The organism is Paramagnetospirillum kuznetsovii (genome assembly GCF_003284725.1).
GTDB classification, from domain to species: domain Bacteria; phylum Pseudomonadota; class Alphaproteobacteria; order Rhodospirillales; family Magnetospirillaceae; genus Phaeospirillum; species Phaeospirillum kuznetsovii.
This window is the reverse complement of record NZ_PGTO01000002.1, coordinates 134,797-151,292: the sequence shown is the minus strand read 5'-3', so window position 1 is coordinate 151,292 and position 16,496 is coordinate 134,797. Positions and strand designations below refer to the sequence as shown.

General features: G+C 62.8%; 12 protein-coding genes and 1 tRNA gene. 5 read left to right on the top strand and 8 right to left on the bottom strand.

What is annotated here, in order from left to right; translation table 11 throughout:
- Positions 1-28 precede the first annotated feature (28 nt).
- A tRNA-Gln gene (locus CU669_RS03330) sits at positions 29-103 on the top strand.
- Between the two features lie 123 nt (positions 104-226).
- Here the strand turns inward: CU669_RS03330 and CU669_RS03325 are convergent.
- On the bottom strand, positions 227-1,255 hold the full coding sequence (locus tag CU669_RS03325) for a hypothetical protein (RefSeq protein ID WP_112142402.1): 1,029 nt from the start codon (positions 1,253-1,255) through the stop codon (positions 227-229).
- 30 nt (positions 1,256-1,285) lie between these two features.
- Positions 1,286-1,840: an ATP-binding protein gene (locus CU669_RS03320; RefSeq protein ID WP_161539567.1), complete on the bottom strand. Its 555-nt coding sequence runs from the start codon at positions 1,838-1,840 to the stop codon at positions 1,286-1,288.
- A 139-nt stretch (positions 1,841-1,979) separates the two neighbouring features.
- Here CU669_RS03320 and CU669_RS03315 point away from each other — a divergent pair, with 139 nt between their 5' ends.
- Both CU669_RS03315 and CU669_RS03310 read left to right on the top strand, forming a co-directional pair.
- Positions 1,980-3,467, top strand: a complete 1,488-nt coding sequence (locus CU669_RS03315; protein WP_112142400.1) for a class I adenylate-forming enzyme family protein — start codon at positions 1,980-1,982, stop codon at positions 3,465-3,467.
- 30 nt (positions 3,468-3,497) lie between these two features.
- Positions 3,498-5,294 carry a glycosyltransferase family protein gene (locus CU669_RS03310; protein ID WP_112142399.1) on the top strand — a complete coding sequence of 599 codons (1,797 nt, stop codon included), beginning with the start codon at positions 3,498-3,500 and terminating at the stop codon, positions 5,292-5,294.
- On the opposite strand, the gene CU669_RS03305 is transcribed toward CU669_RS03310, so the two are convergent.
- The 5 genes from CU669_RS03305 to CU669_RS03285 all read right to left on the bottom strand — a co-directional run bounded on the left by CU669_RS03305 (position 5,291) and on the right by CU669_RS03285 (position 12,400).
- A complete protein-coding gene (locus CU669_RS03305; protein WP_112142398.1) occupies positions 5,291-6,898 on the bottom strand; it encodes a protein arginine N-methyltransferase in 1,608 nt (535 codons plus the stop codon). The genes CU669_RS03310 and CU669_RS03305 overlap by 4 nt on opposite strands.
- A gap of 12 nt (positions 6,899-6,910) precedes the next feature.
- A complete protein-coding gene (locus CU669_RS03300) occupies positions 6,911-8,932 on the bottom strand; it encodes a motility associated factor glycosyltransferase family protein (protein ID WP_112142397.1) in 2,022 nt (673 codons plus the stop codon).
- Entirely contained in the window at positions 8,932-10,848 is a 1,917-nt protein-coding gene (locus tag CU669_RS03295; RefSeq protein WP_146747650.1) for an O-linked N-acetylglucosamine transferase family protein, read from the bottom strand. The genes CU669_RS03300 and CU669_RS03295 overlap by 1 nt, the downstream gene beginning before the upstream one ends.
- A 40-nt stretch (positions 10,849-10,888) precedes the next feature.
- Complete coding sequence (locus CU669_RS03290; RefSeq protein WP_112142395.1) at positions 10,889-11,317, bottom strand: flagellar biosynthesis regulator FlaF; 429 nt, start codon at positions 11,315-11,317, stop codon at positions 10,889-10,891.
- 189 nt (positions 11,318-11,506) lie between these two features.
- Positions 11,507-12,400, bottom strand: a complete 894-nt coding sequence (locus tag CU669_RS03285) for a flagellin (RefSeq protein ID WP_112142394.1) — start codon at positions 12,398-12,400, stop codon at positions 11,507-11,509.
- Positions 12,401-12,764: 364 nt separating this feature from the next.
- On the opposite strand from CU669_RS03285, the gene CU669_RS03280 reads away from it, so the two are divergent.
- Positions 12,765-12,968: a hypothetical protein gene (locus tag CU669_RS03280; protein WP_112142393.1), complete on the top strand. Its 204-nt coding sequence runs from the start codon at positions 12,765-12,767 to the stop codon at positions 12,966-12,968.
- A gap of 93 nt (positions 12,969-13,061) precedes the next feature.
- A complete protein-coding gene (locus CU669_RS03275) occupies positions 13,062-14,564 on the top strand; it encodes an FMN-binding glutamate synthase family protein (RefSeq protein ID WP_112142392.1) in 1,503 nt (500 codons plus the stop codon).
- Here the strand turns inward: CU669_RS03275 and CU669_RS03270 are convergent, their stop codons facing one another.
- On the bottom strand, positions 14,565-16,472 hold the full coding sequence (locus CU669_RS03270) for a PhoX family protein (protein ID WP_161539566.1): 1,908 nt from the start codon (positions 16,470-16,472) through the stop codon (positions 14,565-14,567).
- Between the last annotated feature and the right edge of the window lie 24 nt (positions 16,473-16,496).

The following is a 16,496-nucleotide window of genomic DNA, read 5'->3' as shown; positions in this document are numbered from 1 at the left end:
TCGGATTATGGTGCGCGACCCGCGCTGGTGGGGCGTCGCCAAGCGGTAAGGCACCGGTTTTTGGTACCGGCATTCCCAGGTTCGAATCCTGGCGCCCCAGCCAACTTCTCCTCGCAAGGAAATCCGCGCCTTTCGCCACCCCCGATCCGGGCGTGTGTAGCACCCTTGTGGCGCAGTCCCGTGGAGCAACCACGGCGCCCTCCCATGCCGGTTGTGGTGTCGTGCGTTATGCCCCCTTGTCGGCCGTCTCGTCCTTGCGGTGCATGGCCATGGCGTAGGCGGCCTCGTAATTGCGCCGCAGCCGCAGCCATTCCCCGGCCGCGTCGCCGCCCAGGCTTGCGGCGATCATGGCCGAGAGATAATTCTCCGAGAAATCGAGAGGGAAATCGCGCATGGCATCAAGTCGCCCGGTCCGCCATGCCTCCGATAATAGATCGGAGATGTCATAAAGGGTGACGTCACTGCCGTATTGCGACGGTGGTATGCGGGTCGAGAGGGAAAATCCGTGATCGAGCACCTGGGGCGTGATGCGGGCGAAGGATGGCCTCTCGCCGCGTTCCAGCATGTCGCCGAGCACCGTCATGGCCTGATCATGGATCGGGGATTCGGGAATCCAGAACTGGATTCCGGCATGGCATCGCAGCCAGAAGTCGCGGCGGAAGATGGCAAGGCTGACGGGGAAATAGGTGTCGATGATCTGACGGCGGGGCGGCATGGGGGCGTTCATGACTTCCAACGCGGCGGCCTCGCCGACACAGGTCCGGCCGCGCACTGATTCGAAGGCTTGGGCCCGTTGGGAATACAGCGATGCCACAAGGCAGTCGGCACGCGTCATCTCGGCTTCGATCACGGCCACATCCAGATGGGTGGTGATCCAGGTGTCCTCCTCGATCAGCATGATGTAGCGCGAGTCCATGGCACTGATGGATTGATGCCAGAACGGCAGCGGGTCCATGCTGCTGGGCCAGACCAGAACCCGCTCCAGGGCGGCGGCAAGGTCATTGCGGGGACCGGTTTCACCCATGTCCACCGGTTGGCGGGTGCGCTCGCGGATGATGACGGGTTTGACGTCGGACCATGGCGCCGAGACCATACGGACATCGGGGTGGCGTTCGGCGATGGCTTGGCGGAATGGGGGCAGCAGCCCGTCATCGAGAACGGTGATGCCGGTGAAATTATCCAGATTGGCGCGGATGGATGTCAGGCAACGGTCCAGATAAAATGGACGCGAGAAGGCTTTGACGACGATCTCCACTCGGCCACCTTCGGGGCTATGGGCCTTGGCTCAGATCAAGGACACCGCCGGGATAAAATGCTTGCCTATCCTGGTGAATCTATAATTTAGCAACCTTGGCCTGTCACCCGAAAAACGCCTCGCCCGATGATTCGGGAAATCACGATCCTGGCGGGGAGGCGGCTGATGGAGCGACGTGGCCGTCCGGCAGGGTAAAGAAGAGGTCGTTCCTTTGTCCTGCGCCGACTCCAGCCAGATTCGCCCAAAATGGCGTTCGATGATCTTCTTGCAGATGGCAAGGCCGATGCCGGTGCGCCGGTAAACCCAGCCCCCCGTGGAGAGCGCCACCGCGCAGCGAATCCCGCTGCCGATGCTCTCATCAAGCGCCACGCCCTGCAGAAGTTCTCCCCCGCCGACGCAAAGGGCGGAGAGGACGACGATGCCCGAACCGTGGCGCATCATCAGAAAGACCGCCGGTCCCAGCAGCAACCATGGAAAATGCATTACCGCGTTGGTGTCGAACAGGTTCATGACCAGCAGGGAAGTCAGACCGTGGCATATATCTAATGCCATAGATGAAATTTTTACCCTGAAAGTGGTATCCACCCCCGTCCGTGACATGTGGTTGCGGCGGGAAACGCAGACCGCGTCTCAACCGGAAATCAGGGCACGGGTCATTTCGGCGGAAGCCTTGGCACTGCCCTGGAGCTCCCCTAGAGTGCATTGCTCAATGGACTGATGGGCCGTGCGCGCGGAGGACGTGATCATCGGATCGACGAAACAGGCCCCGCCCCGGAGCAAGCTTGACTGGCTTGATCTCCATGCCGGGCGCGATCCCGACAAGATCGCCCTGACGGTCGGTGAGGCTGTCATTTCCTATGGCAGGTTCCGGGCCGACGCCCATCGGTTCCGCCGCGCCGTCGCGGCGCTTGGGGTTGCCGCCGGTGCCCGGGTGGCGCTGGAACACCCTGATCCCTATATCCACTGGCTGCTGATCATCGCCTGCGAGGCGCAGGGGGCGTGTTCGACCTCCTTCACCGCCGACCAATGGCAATCCCACGGCTTTCCCGAGGTCTTGCGCCCCTTCACCGATCTGATCTTGTCCCATTCGGATCTGGGGCCATGCCGACGGCACAGCCTCGACGCGGACTGGCTGCGATGGGCGTTTTCCCTGCCGCCCCAATCCGAGGGGCCTGCGCTCACCCGGCCGTCGCCCTGCCGGGTGATCTGGACATCGGGGACCACCGCGATACCCAAGGGAATTCCGCTATCGGCCGCCGCCTGGGACTGGCGGGTCGATCATGTGGCCCGAACATCGGGGCTGGATGCGGGCTCGGTTTTTCTCGCCCTGTATTCCTTCGCCCTCAACGCGGTGGAGACGCGGGCCGAGGCCTGCCTGCGCCGGGGGGCCAAAATCGCCTTTCCCGCCGCCCTCGCCACCGCCTGGAACCATCGCGCCACCCATGTCTGGTGCCTGCCCGCCGTCTTGGACGCGCTTTTGGAGACGGGGCCTTCGTCGGGGGCGCCGGTGCCGCTGCTCACCACCGGCGGCGCTCCGGTGACGCCCGTGCTTCGCCAGCGGGCCAGCCGGATCTTGGGGGCCGAGATTCAGGTCGGATACGGCGCCAACGAGGTCGGCAGCGCCCTTTGCCTGATGGATGAAAACGCAATCGGCAAGGCCGCGCCCGGGGTGGAGATCGCCATCCTGGATCAGGCGGGGCACCGTGTGGCCGAGGGCGAGGATGGCATCGTCGCCATGCGCGCCCCCGGCATGGCCGATCGCTACCAAGACCAAGCGGCGTCGGCCGACGCCTTCCGCCACGGCTGGTTTCTCAGCGGCGATTTGGGCCGCAGCCTTGCCGATGGTCGCTTCCAACTTCTCGGCCGCCGCGACGACATGCTGAATTTCGGCGGCATCAAGGTGGCGCCCATTACCTTGGAGGACACCATTCGCCGCGCGGTCGCCGCCGTGGCCGAGGCCGCCGTCCTTGGCCTTCCCGGTCCGGACGGCAGCGATGAACTGCATGTGGCCCTGGTGTTGCGACCCGGCCAGGACGGTGCCGCCGCCAGAAAGGCGGCGGCCATGGCGCTGCCGGTCTGGGTCGGACGCTGCCACATGGCTTGCGTCGCCGGACTTCCGAAGACCGAGGGAGGCAAACTGAGGCGCGGCGCCTTGCCGGAATTGTTCCGGCGTCGCGGTCGAGAGGAAGACAGACCGGTGCGACTGGATTAGGCTGCTGCAACCCATGATAAAGAGTCATTGATGGCAAACCCAATCGCACCGGCCGCCATGGCGGCCATCGCCAGCGGCTGGATCGCCGACGAAGCCCCCGAGGTCATCGCCGACGGCCTGCGACAGGTGACACAGTCCTGGCTGGCCCAGGCGGGTCTGCCGCCACAGGCCCTATGGCGATCCCTGGCCGAACGCCTGCACCATTACGGCTGTTTCGACGCCGAGATCGACGCCTGCCGCATGGCCCTGTCGCTGATGCCGGGGCAATCCTTCTTCCAACTCCGTCTGGCGGAGATGCTGCGGCGAGCCGGAAAACCAGATGACGCCCGAGTCGTGCTTGGAGAGATTGGCGGATCGGGGCCTTCCCGCTGCGACGCCTTGCTGCAATTGCTGGCCCTGGACAACGACGCCGCCACCCTTGACGCCCTGGAATCCTTGCTGGCGGAAGACGGTCAATGGAGCGGGCGGCACCGCGGCCTGATCGAACATCTGGTCGCCATGGATCGATGTGAGCGCGCCACCGCCTTCATCACCCGCTGGACGGACCGCTGGCCCATTGCTCCCGGCCATGTGTTCGACATGGGGGCGGTGGCCATGATGATCGGCAAGCCGCATCTGGCGCGCTCGCTGTTCACCTCCATCTGGGGCGGCGTGTCCGGCGGCCCCGACCCTCTGATCGGCCATTTCGACGGCGCCATTCGCCCCTATGACGAGACCATCGAGACGGAACTGGCGAAACGCATCGAGGCGGCCTTCGCGCTGGACGAAGCCGATTTGCCGGTCGTTCCCCTGCCCGATGATCCGCCGCCACCCGCCGTCAAGGTGGTGATGGTCAGCTTCAATCATCGCGCCCTGCCCAATGACTTGGCCGAACATTTCGGGCGTTCCGCCCGGGATGCGGGAGTTGATCTGCACCTCTATCTGGACAGCGCCATCATCATGGGCAGGGACTTCGTGGGGTCCGACGGCGAGGTGGCCAACCGAGTCGATGTTTTTGTCGCCGCCATGGAACGCCTGCGCCCCGACGTGGTGATCCTGGACTGTCAGCCCCTCAGCCTGCGCGGCGTCAACCCGGCCATGATGGTGGCGTTGAAGGCAAGGCTCGGCTTCCGGCTGGCTTGCCTCATGCGCGATGCCCATCGCCATGCCATGCCGCTGCTGCAGTCCTGGCTGCCCGCCTGCGACGCCATGGTGATGGGTGATCCCCTATCGCAAATTCGGCAAGAGGGCGGCGACAAGGTGGTGATCGTGCCGTTGCCCAGCCTGCATTCTTCGTTCCTGGACCACGCCGAACGACGGCCGGGCCTGACCTTCGTCGGCAATATCGCCTGGCAGCCGCGCATCATGGTGCTGGCGGTGCTGATGACGGAGGACATCGCCTTCACCGCCATCACGGGCGCCCGCCGTCATGCGGAGACCGGCGATACCGACGCTTATGCGCGGCTGCTGACCCGAACACAGGCCAATCTGAATGTGTCGCGCCACGCCGCCGACGATCATTTGGTGACCGGACGGGTCTGGGAGACCATCGCCGCCGGAGCCTTGCTGGTGGAGCAAGACAATCCCGCCACCGCCAAATTCTTCACGCCCTACCGCCATTACCTGCCCTGGACCAATGTGGAGGACATCGTCCACATCGCCCATTTCATCGGCAGGCGCCCCGACCTGGCGGCGCGGATCGCGCAAGACGCCCACGACTGGGCCAAGCGTCATTACAACGGCCACCGCTTCTGGTCGGCGCTGCTGCACCGGACGATCCGCACCCGACCGCCCGAGGACATGGAAGCCGATCGTGACGCGGCCCAGGATTGGCTGGCGCTGGTTTAGCGGCCGAACGCCGCCATGGCCACGTCCCGGCGCGGCCGACGCCAAAGATTGCCGCGCCCGGCATGGACATGGGGTAGATCGGTCCGGACAAAGCCGCTTCGCTCCGCGAAATAGGGCATCATGAAACTGCCCACGTAATCGAGCCCACCGATGATGGTCTGATTCTGCTCGAAGAACACGCCATCATCGTCCAGCAAACTGCCGATCCCCGCACCGTAATGGCTTTTCTGGGCGTCGCTCATCTCGGCCAAGGACATGGTGTTGATGGCCAGATCCAAGCGGCGCTCGCCCAAGACGCCGGGCTGAAAGGCCGCCGCCGACACGAAGGAGTATCCCGGCCGGTCCAATTGGCGGCATTGCGCGCCGACATCGACGAACTCGGTCTCTGCCTCTGGGAAAAGGGTCGAGAGGTAGATGGAGGAAAAGGCTAGGGATTCCGGCAAGTCCACGATGATATATCGGGTATTGGGCACCAGCCTGCGGACATTGAAGCCGAGATTGCCGTAACCGCCACCGATTTCCAAAGCCAGGGCCGGACCAATCGCGGCCCGCTGCTTCAGATGGGTCAGGATGCCGTTGGCATCCAGTTCCGTCACATAGACCAGGGTGAAATAAGTATCGAGATTGATGATGCCGCCATCGTAAGCCCAGCCGATCTCGGCGAATTTTCGGGGCTGAACCAGCCGTAACCGGTCCGGCATCCCCCGGATATGATCCAAATAGTCCCGCGGCGGCAGCGGCGACCATATTCTGAGGAATTCATCATAGTTGTCCGGCACCTTGGCATCGATGTGGGGCCGGTCAACGGCGGGCTCCATGGTGGGAAGCTTAATGCCGCTGAATTCCTGGGCGTAGAACCGCAACTTCCGAATCACGTCGCGATCGCGCGTCCGTAACAGCCGATAAAGGCTGCGGGACTCCTCGTCGCAGGTCCATTGTCCCGCCGGTCTTCCCACATGGTCGGCATTCAGGCCCTCGCGGCGGGCGATCATGGTCTCGACCGCTTCCAGGCATGTCAGGGCGCGAGCATATTCGGCGTCGGAGAGTTCCGAAACCTCTTCGGACAGCACCAGTGGCCCATAATCGAATTCAAGTTCGGCTCGCTTTTCGGCGCCGAGACTCTTCCATTCCCGGGCGGCGTCACTTTGCCCCATGCTGAAATGGACACCGCGCAATCCGTCGATGGCGTCGAGATTGTCGGGGTCCACCGCAAGGACGGCCATATGGCACTGAACCGCCCCCTGATAGTCCCGCGCGAAGTGGCGGAGGTCGGCAAGCATCGCCAGGGTCTCCACCTCGGTCGGGGCCTTGGCCACCGCCCGTTCCAGGACAGCCATGGCCTCCGGGATGCGATAGCTCTGCTGCAGCAGATTGGCCTCGTGTCGGGCCATGGCGGGCGAGCCGCCGCTCAGACGAATGGCGTCGCGGATCAAGGCCAATGCGCGGTCTGGCCGGTTGTTATGCATCTCGCAAATGCTGGCGCGCCAGCATATCTCGGGATCGTCCGGGGTGTTGGCGAGGATCCGGTCGAACAGTTCGGCCGCTTCGGAGAACTGCTGGCGAACCTGGAAGGTCACCGCCCGCTCAAACACGGACTCGGTCATCGCCCTCTCCGTCTAGAAGGTGTAACCCGGCGCGGTCTGCAATCCGGCGGCCCATTTCGGTTCCGGCCCACCATTGATCCAGGTTTTGGCGTCGGCGAAGATAGCGCGGGTTTCCACCGCCATATCCACGTGGATCTGGCGGTATTCCGCCAGGAAGTCCTTGAAGACCAAAGCCAGTTGCCCGGCATCCTCGATCCGGTTGAGGAAAACGCAGCCGCATTTGGCCATGCCGATGGTGGGGCCCTGGAACACCGGATAGACATGGGAATAGGCGCTGGTGGTCCACTTCCGATTCATGTCGGCAAGCTGGCGCAGCATCCAGCGGAAGTCGTGGCCATCCCGTTCGATCTCGTCGCACAGATCGCAGATCATTTTCTCATAGACGTCGATCTCGGCGACGAAGCCGTCGAAGTCGAATTGGTGGAGATAGGTTCCCTTCTCAAGGAAGGTTGCCTTCTCCCGCACATGGGTGAAGCATTTCTCGCGGTCGATGGGCTTGCCTTCGAATTCGAGGGTCTCGGCCAATTTGGGGACCGCCCCCCTGATCAGGGCGCCGTCGCTGCAATTAAAGGCGCGCAAACCGAACTTCTGGGCCTTGCCCTCCAGCATGTCGCGGGTCCAGGACAGCACCATGGTCGACTGGATGGTGCCACCGAAATTGCCGGGACAGGTGTACTCGCTCTCCATCTTCTCGGTCATGAAGGTCTTGGAGGTGTAATAGGCGGTATTCTTGGAGTGATGGGCGGTGCCATCGCGCCAACCGCAATCCATGCCGAACATGTAGACGTGGCGAAAGCCAAGTCGGGCCGCCACCGCCACGATGGTATTGGCCACATTGGGGCCGATGGCCGTCATGATGGGGAACTTGTCGGCGAAGCAGACCGAGGAGCTGACGCTGTCGCGAAAGAAATAATATGATTCGTCGAACAGCGCCGAAACGCGCGGATTGACCGTCACCGAGGCAATCAGCTTGATGCCGGTGAAGCGGCGGTCGGGAAACTTGTCCTGGTTGAGGTCCAGCATGTGGTCGAAGAAGTCCCAGACCTGGACCACGTTTTCCAGTTCCACGTGGTAGTCGGGAACGATCCCCTTGGCCAACAGCGCCTGCAGGGACGAACCGCCGGAAAAAATGATGGCGTGATCCCGCCATTGCTTGATGTAGTCGAGATCGTAATCGAGCGACGGCCCCGAGGTAATCAGGAAGGCCGGCGCCGGTGCATGAAGCTGGAATTCGCCCGACAGCATATGACAGTCGTATTTCTGCAAATTTGCTATGGTATTCCACAGCATCTTGCGCTCGTCTTCGTAATAGCCGCGCTGAATCATCTTCAACGGGACATTATTGACGAGATCCTCGAAGGTCTTGTCCAGCGGCCATGACGGGTAATGGCGATAGTAGAACGAGCCGTCGATGCCCAATTCGCCCTGCTCTTCCATCAGATCCTGGATCTCGCGCTGAAGCTGCACCGGCTGCTCGGCCAGAATCAGGTTCAGGCGCGTGCCCGAGTTGTCGCACTTTTCGAAGATGGCCGCCCAGTCGATGGTGGACAGGGAGTGGAGAACGAATTCCTCGATGGTCTCCACCACCACGATCCATTCGGTTTCCAAGCCTTCCACCAAGGCCGGAAGGTGGTGACCAAGGCCGAGGCCGAACACGAAGAGAAAGCCCGACCGGGCGACGGGAGCGCCGGTCAGGACGGTGGCCTTGTGCTCGCGCGTGCTTTCGACGATCCGAGCGAACAGGCGCAACGAAACCGGGCTGTCCCCGGTCATGGCATTGTTGACCTGATAGCCGACACGACGCGGCGACTCGATGAAGTCCTCCGCCTGCTTCAGGGCCAGGTCACGTCCATCGCATTTGTACAGACGTCCCGTGCCCAGATCGATGTCGATGGGGACGCCGTCCTGCTCGACAATCCGGGTAACGGGATGGACTATGGCGGACAGACGGGCATGAATCTCGGGGAAGCGCAGGCGGAAGGCGTCAAGATTCCGCTGCTTCAGGGACTCAACGCCTCCGCCATGCCCTGTCATCACGCCTGCAACTGTCCAAGGGCGCCGATCACCGCGTCCTCGACCATGCGGGCAAAACCCTTGGCCGAGAACGACGGAACGGAAGCGAGACGCTCGGGCAAGCCACGGCGCAGCGCCACCAGCCCCGCCTTGTCTCCGGCCAGGGCAGAGGCCGCCGCCACATAGGCCGCAACATCGGCCGCCACCAGGGCATCGCCGAGTCCGGCCTGCGTCAGGAATGCCCCCATATCCGCGCCGGACCCACTGCTGCTCAGTGCCACGACCGGAGCACCACCGCACAGGATTTCTCCATAGGCGAGGATGTTCGCCGATGGGAACGGCAGCAACGCAATGTCGATATTGGCGGCAAATTCGGCGCGATCGCCGCCCTTGACCACATCGATACGGTGGGACACACCGGCATTGCCGAACAGGCTGACGATCCGATCAATGGAAGCCTGATCGCCAAACATGCCGGTGTCGCGGAACAGCAGGACGGAACCTGGCACCGCCTGTAGAATTCGGCCCCAGGCCATGGCAAGCCGGGGATTGAGTTCGGCGCGGCTCAGTTCAACGCCAAATGTGATGGTCTCGCCGGATTCCATGGGCGCGGGACTCGCCACCGGGGCGGCGCCCGTGGAGCCGGAAAGGCAGTAGCGGCCGCCTGCAAGGGCCAGACGGCCCTCGCCCATATCGCCAGAGCCGGGGCTGAACGACACGTAATTGCCGGGCGCGCGTCCGGTGACCGGCGCGTGCAGCCAACTGACCTGCAACGGAGCCGTGTTGCGCTGGAACAGGCTGCTTCTGGCGGGCGCGAGCAATCCATCGGCATCGATGACCACATGGATTCCCTCGCCACGAATCAGGGCGCCCATGGTGGTGACATCAAGACTGGAGACGTCGCGCCACAGATCGAAGGCGCCGCGCGACCATTGGTTGTTCTGACCTTCCGCCTCGCCCTTGCCGAAACCGACCACGGTGACCCGGGACCGATCATGAGAGCGGGCAATGGCGCCGACCATGCCGCGCAATTCGTCGCTGTCCAGCGAAGAGCACAGGTAGCAAATGCGAACCGGACTGGCGCCCGCATATTTGGGGGCAGTCCGCACGGTCTTGGGCGCGGCACTGGCCAACTGGGTCGCCCAAGTGTCCGGAATTCCGGTGGCGGCGGCTTCGGGGCGGTCAAAGAACCGCATGTCGGCCATGGCGGCACCCAGAATCGGGGCCGAAGTGGGGGCTCGGGCAACCGCCTCGTGGTGGCATGCCAGCCCTTCCTGGAAGTCGCCAACCTGAATCAGGCAGTGGCCCATACGGCTAAGCAGGGTGGCCGACGGCCCCGCAAGTGTGGAAACACTGCGCAATATCCCGATGGCGTCCGTGATTTCGCCAAGCTGCGTCAGAATTCGCGCATAGGCATCAAGCGCCTCGACGTCGTTGGGCAGGATGATGAGATGTTGCTGCACCAGGAACTTGGCCCGATCCAGATTGCCCGCATTCATCTCGGACATGCCGCTCGCCATCAAAGGTTTGGCGGAAACCTGGGCAAAAGCATCGGCGAATTTAGGAAAGCTTGGGCCGAAATAATCCAGCACATCATGAGCTGGCTTTTCGGTTGTGGCCAATTTGGCAAGATAAAGGGCATCTGAAAGGCAACCCGCCTGAGCATAAAGCACCGCGAGTACTTCGGGAATATCGTTAGGATAGGTCGTGCTCTCCATCAGGCTGGCGAGCATCTTGATGGCATAGCCCAGTGCACCGGCGCGATAATAGATAGCGGCCAAGGCGCAGGTGGCCTCGACGGACAGGGCGGGATCCTGGAGGGCGGCCTCGGCCGCTTCCAGGGCCTTTTGGTCGTCATTTTCACGCCGATACTCGGCCATTTGGCTGCGGAATTGCTCGGCTACGGCGGACGCAACTTGGCTTTCGTTGGTGCTCACGGATTCCCCCTAAGACTGATACCGATGCCACCAGAACCGATCAGACCACTTCGTTGGTCGACAGACCGGACTGCGGAGCGGGCTCGACGCCCTCTTTCGGCGGAACAACGGTGAATAGGCCACTGGCGAGTTGCCGATTGATGTTGATCAGGGCGTTCACCAAGGTGCGGTTCCGGGTGGCGATGATTTCGACCGATCTCTTATCGACGAAATTGGCCAGAGCCAGCATGTTTTGGCGCATCTCCAACGGAACTTCGCTGTCCGGCATGGACAAGTCGGCCTGGAATATCGTCCACAACCGCCAATTCAGCCTGACTGCCGCCAGAAAGTCGTCGATTGAAACCGATTCCGACAAGCCCTCCGACAGGCGCCGCGCCGTTTCCGTCAGCGCCCAGGCTTCGGTCTCCCGAGGATTTCCCTCCGCGGGAACAGACCTATATTTGCCTTGGTCGGCAGTGGGATAGGCCATGAGTCAAAACCTCCAATATCACAAGCGTCCAATGCATCAGCATGGCCGAGTATTGGTTAATGTTGCGTTGATAGCCCTCGGATTCATCGGCAGAAATCCCGCCCAGGCCACCTGAACGGCAAAAGAAAAGAGCGGAAGGCGCATAGCGCCCTCCGCCCCATCGTAACAACCCAATCAACCAACCAAGACTTAACGGAAGAGCGACAGGACGCCCTGCTCCGAACGGTTGGCGAAGGACAGAGCCTGAATGCCCAGCTGCTGACGAGTCTGCAGCGACACCAGGTTGGCACCTTCTTCGTTGAGGTCGGCAAGCACCAGCTTGTCGCCACCAATCTTCATGGTGTTGATGTATTCCTTGGTGAAGTCGGCGCGGGTTTGCAGCAGCGCGACATTCGAACCCAGGGTCTTGGCCGTACCGCGAACGGAGGTCACGCCCGAGTCGAACATGGCGATGTAGGCATCGAACACCGACACCGAGGCGGACACCGAGGAGAAGCCCGCGAACATCGAAACACCGGAGATCTTGGAGATGCCGAGAGAACCGGCAATCAAGCTGGCGTTCATGGTGAACGCGGTCATGACCAGACCACCGGAGACACGCACGTCGGCACCATCGACCTGGAGCACGTTCGCGGTCTTTTCCGAGAACTGCACCTTAATGTTCGAACCGGTCGAGTTGACCAGGTTCAAACCTTGGTACGAGGTGTCGTTGGCGAGGTAGTTCAGCTGAGAAGCCAAGGTGATCAGCTGGGTGCCGAGAGTCTGCCGATCCAGTTCCGAAGCGGACTTGGCCGACAGCACGATACCTTTCATCTGGGTGAGCAGCTTTTCGGCGGCGGTCACGCCACCCAGAGCGGTCGTCAGATTGCTGATGCCCTGGTCGATTTCGTCCTTACGAGAGGCCATATCGCCCGCGCGATCCTTCAGCGACTTGTTCTGGAAGAACGAGACCGCGTCATCGATGGCGGAGCTGACCTTCAAGCCCGTGGACAGACGGGTGTTGGTGCGATCAACGAGGGAGCCGGTAGCCTGCAGGGACAGCAGGTTGCTACGGATAGCGGATGAGAGTGTTACGTCAGCCATGGCGGTATCCTTTCTGGACTAAGCCGTTTGATATTCGCTGGCCTTTTGAGGCTGCGCCGATTCTAGCGGCCTCAAAGGGCCAAACCGGGATATATTTTCATCCCAGTTGTAGAGAGGCTAGCCCAAACTCCACAGGAATGCAAGCCCCTGTTATCACCAATAATTGGACTAAGGCCCCCACCCTAGCCTGCCCCATGATCATCACCGCCGCCGCTTGCGATCCCCGCGGCATGCCATCTTGATCCATGCGGGCAACGCTCGCTCTTATCACATTGACTCACAAATAATTTCCATTTGTGGCTGGCGCCCAGTCAGCCCCCGGACGGAAGATGCGGCCATGATATTTGAGATCGGATAAGGTGTCATGGAAGGCTCGCTCATCGCGATTATCGGCAATGCCATCACCGCCGCACGTCTGGTGGGGCTTGACCGTCTTGAGGAACGCGAAGCCGCCCGCGCCGTCCTGCTGGCTCGCGATCCAAGCCTGACGCCCGGCATCGCCCGCATCCTGGTGGAACAGCTCTATGATTCCTGTTCCCTCCACCTGGAAAGCCGCCTAGCGGTCTGATCTCGACGCGGCCGCCGCCGACAATTCCGCCGTGACAGGGCGTTCGACCCACGGCATCCTTTCAGTCCAACGGGATGGGTGGGAGAGCTCTGGATGGGATCCTTCGTCGATCTGGTGCAGGCGGCCAACAGCATGTTCATGGCCGTCGCCATTCTTGCCATCGGCGCCATCCTGGCGGTGGTCGCGGTGGTCTATGTCATCGATATCACCCAGACCCAGCACGCGGTGCGGCGGAACTATCCGGTCATCGGCCGCTTCCGCTACTTCTTCGAATATCTGGGGGAATTCTTTCGCCAGTATTTCTTCGCCCAGGACCGCGAGGAGATGCCGTTCAACCGGGCACAGCGCGCCTGGGTCTACCGGGCGGCCAAGAACCTGGATTCCACCGTCGCCTTTGGCTCGACCCGCGTCTTGCGGGTGCCGGGCGAGCTGATCTTCGTTAACGCTGCCTTCCCCACCTTGGATGAAGAGGCGGTGGCCCCCCGGCTGGTGGAAATCGGCGGGTCGGCCTGTCGCAAGCCCTATTTCCAGGATTCACTGTTCAACATCTCGGCCATGAGCTTCGGCGCCTTGTCGGTGCCTGCGGTCCGCGCCCTGTCCATGGGCGCCGCCAAGGCGGGATGCTGGCTCAATACCGGCGAGGGCGGCCTGTCGCCCCATCACCTGGAAGGCAATTGCGACATCATCTACCAGATCGGCACCGCCAAATACGGCATCCGCGATCTGGAAGGCAGCCTGGACGAAGGCAAGATGCACGAACTGTCCGAGCTGGAATGCATCCGCATGTTCGAGATCAAGCTGGCCCAGGGCGCCAAGCCGGGCAAGGGTGGCATTCTTCCCGGCTCCAAGGTCACCGCGGAAATCGCCGCCATTCGCGGCATTCCGGTCGGCCAGGATTCCATCAGCCCCAACCGCCACCCCGAGATCGACAGCGCCGACGGCCTGCTGGACATGATCGACTACGTGCGGGTGGTGACCGGCAAGCCCACCGGATTCAAGACGGTGTTCGGCGATTTCGACTGGTTCGACGACCTGTGCGAGCGCATCCACAAGCGCGGCGTCGCCAGCGCGCCCGACTTCATCACCATCGATTCCGCCGATGGCGGCACCGGGGCCGCGCCGCAAAGCCTGATCGACTATGTGGGCCTGCCCATCCAGGAATCCCTGCCCCATGTGGTGGACCTGCTGGTCAAATGGGGATTGAAGGACCGGGTTCGGGTGATCGCCTCGGGCAAGCTGGTCAATCCGGCCGAAGTGGCCTGGGCGTTGTGCATGGGGGCGGATTTCGTCAATTCCGCCCGTGGCTTCATGTTCGCCCTGGGCTGCATTCAGGCCATGCAGTGCAACAAGAACACCTGCCCGACCGGCGTGACCACCCACGATCCCAAGCTGCAGCGGGGGCTCGACCCCTTCAACAAGGCCGACCGGGTGGCCCACTACGTCAAGAACATGGAAAAGGAAGTCTGCACCATCGCCCATTCCTGCGGCGTGCCCGAGCCCAGGGCGCTGACGCGCCGCCATTGCCGGATGGTGCAGTCCGACGGCCGCTCCATGTCCATGGCCGACGTCTTCCCGTTGCCGACCCCGATCCGCTGATCAGCGGGTCATGGCCGGCAGGATGGCGAGCACCCCGGTGGTGCCGCGCTTGTCGACCATGGTGCGGAACTTGGCGCGGATTTCGGCGGGATAGCTGGACAGATCCTCCTCGGCGCCGGGATGCTGGATATTGCCCAGCAGATAGGCGAAGCCCTTGGCGTTTTCCACTATCCGCAGCCCGGTATTCTCGGCCCCGGCCGGGGCCGAGAAGATACGCGCCAGCTTGCCGTCGTCCACCCCATAGGCCCAGACGAAATTGTTGAGGTGGTTGCCGGAATCCTCTCCGATGAACAGGGTGCGCATGGCGGGCGAGAACGACAGATTGTCGGGATTGGCCACCTTGTCGGTGTCGCACTTGTCCAAAGCGCCGTAGGCGGTCTGGTCCTTGGGCTTCTTGGCCCCCGTCACCAAGGCCTTGACGCTGGTTCCCACCCAGTCGCTGGCGATGGCCGCGCCGCCGGTATCCCTGGCGCCCCCGGCGAGACGGGTGGCATAGACGGCGCCGCAGACGAGATCGGCGGGATCGCCCGCCAGGCGCACATGGTCATTGGGCCGTTTGTCGTTCTTGCCCTCCAGCATGCCCTGCTCCATATAGGACATGGCGGTGAACAGGGTCTTGCCCTGGGGATCGAGGGCGATGCCCTCCATCTTGGTGAATTCGGTGGTGGCGCCCTGCATGGCGGCATAACGCCGCGTTTCCAGGAAGGCCGCCGCCTTCTCCATTCCCGGCTTCACCTTCAGATATTCCAGGGTCTGCTTGCCGCCCTCGACATCGTAGCCGGGATAGACGAAGACCGGCGTGAAGCCCTCGGCCGGGGCGGCGGCGACCTCGAAGATGTCGGAAAATTTGATGTGCCTGGCGATCAGCTTGGCGATCTCGGCCTCGGTGGCGTGACCCAGGCGAATCCAGGACAGCGTGGCGGCACCGCCATCGGCCGCCGAGGTCTGCTCCCACTTGGCGCCGTAGAGAGTCCCCGCCGTCAGATCCGCCGCCCTGTCGGCGACGAACATCAGCATCATGGTATCGCGCCCGTCGTCACCGGCATAGGCCGTGCGCTTGTCGGGCATGATCTCGAACATCTCCAGCGCGATACGGCCCATGGCATAGTGCTTGACCGCCTTCGCCTTGCCGTCCTTGCCGATGCTGACTTCGACGGGATGTCCATAAGCATAGGGATTGGCGCCACCCTGGGAGGACAGCTTGCCCGACGTGCCGAGATAGAGATTCATGGGCTCCAGCGGCCGGGTCTCATAGTAGCGGGCGTTGGGCTCGTATTCCTCGCTGCCCAGATGGGTCATCCACGGCGTGGTGGAGCCGTTGCACGGAATCCAGATGCCGCCCACCGCTCCGGCATCCACATTGGCGACCTTGATGGCGGTCAGGGTGCCGGTCTTCGGATCCTGGGCCAGTTCGGTCACATGCATCATGGCGGGCAGCAGGCCATAGGTGTTGACCAGCGGCCTGCCCTCTTCGACGTTCGGAGCCTCGGCCACGTATTCCAGATGGGTGACCAGCCGCAGCTTGCCGTCCGGTCCCACCAGCAGCGAATTGGCGTCCTGGCCGGGCGACACGAACGGTCCCTTGGCGACCAGGCCCTTCTTGTCGGGGGCCGAGCGCGGCATGGGCTTGCCGAACTTGTCCACCACCACGCCGACCTGTCGGCCGCCGATGCGCTGGCCGCTGTTCCAGATCACGTCGGGAGCGAAGGGAATGGTGCGGGTGGTGCCGTCGGTCAAGGTGAGGATGGCGGAGGACTTGGAGTGCCCGACCGCCATGTCCACGTCGGTGACCGGCACGGGCGTGGCGGTGAATTCCACCTTGGCGACCTTCAGCGGCTCTGCCGCCGGGGCGACCCCGGCGAAAGCAACGGTTCCCATCACGGCTGCGGCAAGCAAGGTGCGCGACATCACGGTCATCCCCCAAAAGTCCAA

Excerpts from the sequence above, each read along its gene's own strand:
- CU669_RS03270 (WP_161539566.1), bottom strand. The coding sequence starts at position 16,472 with ATGTCGCGCACCTTGCTTGCCGCAGCCGTGATGGGAACCGTTGCTTTC.
- CU669_RS03305 (WP_112142398.1), bottom strand. The coding sequence starts at position 6,898 with ATGACCGAGTCCGTGTTTGAGCGGGCGGTGACCTTCCAGGTTCGCCAG.
- CU669_RS03290 (WP_112142395.1), bottom strand. The coding sequence starts at position 11,317 with ATGGCCTATCCCACTGCCGACCAAGGCAAATATAGGTCTGTTCCCGCG.
- CU669_RS03285 (WP_112142394.1), bottom strand. The coding sequence starts at position 12,400 with ATGGCTGACGTAACACTCTCATCCGCTATCCGTAGCAACCTGCTGTCC.
- CU669_RS03310 (WP_112142399.1), top strand. The coding sequence starts at position 3,498 with ATGGCAAACCCAATCGCACCGGCCGCCATGGCGGCCATCGCCAGCGGC.
- CU669_RS03280 (WP_112142393.1), top strand. The coding sequence starts at position 12,765 with ATGGAAGGCTCGCTCATCGCGATTATCGGCAATGCCATCACCGCCGCA.
- CU669_RS03275 (WP_112142392.1), top strand. The coding sequence starts at position 13,062 with ATGGGATCCTTCGTCGATCTGGTGCAGGCGGCCAACAGCATGTTCATG.
- CU669_RS03300 (WP_112142397.1), bottom strand. The coding sequence starts at position 8,932 with ATGACAGGGCATGGCGGAGGCGTTGAGTCCCTGAAGCAGCGGAATCTT.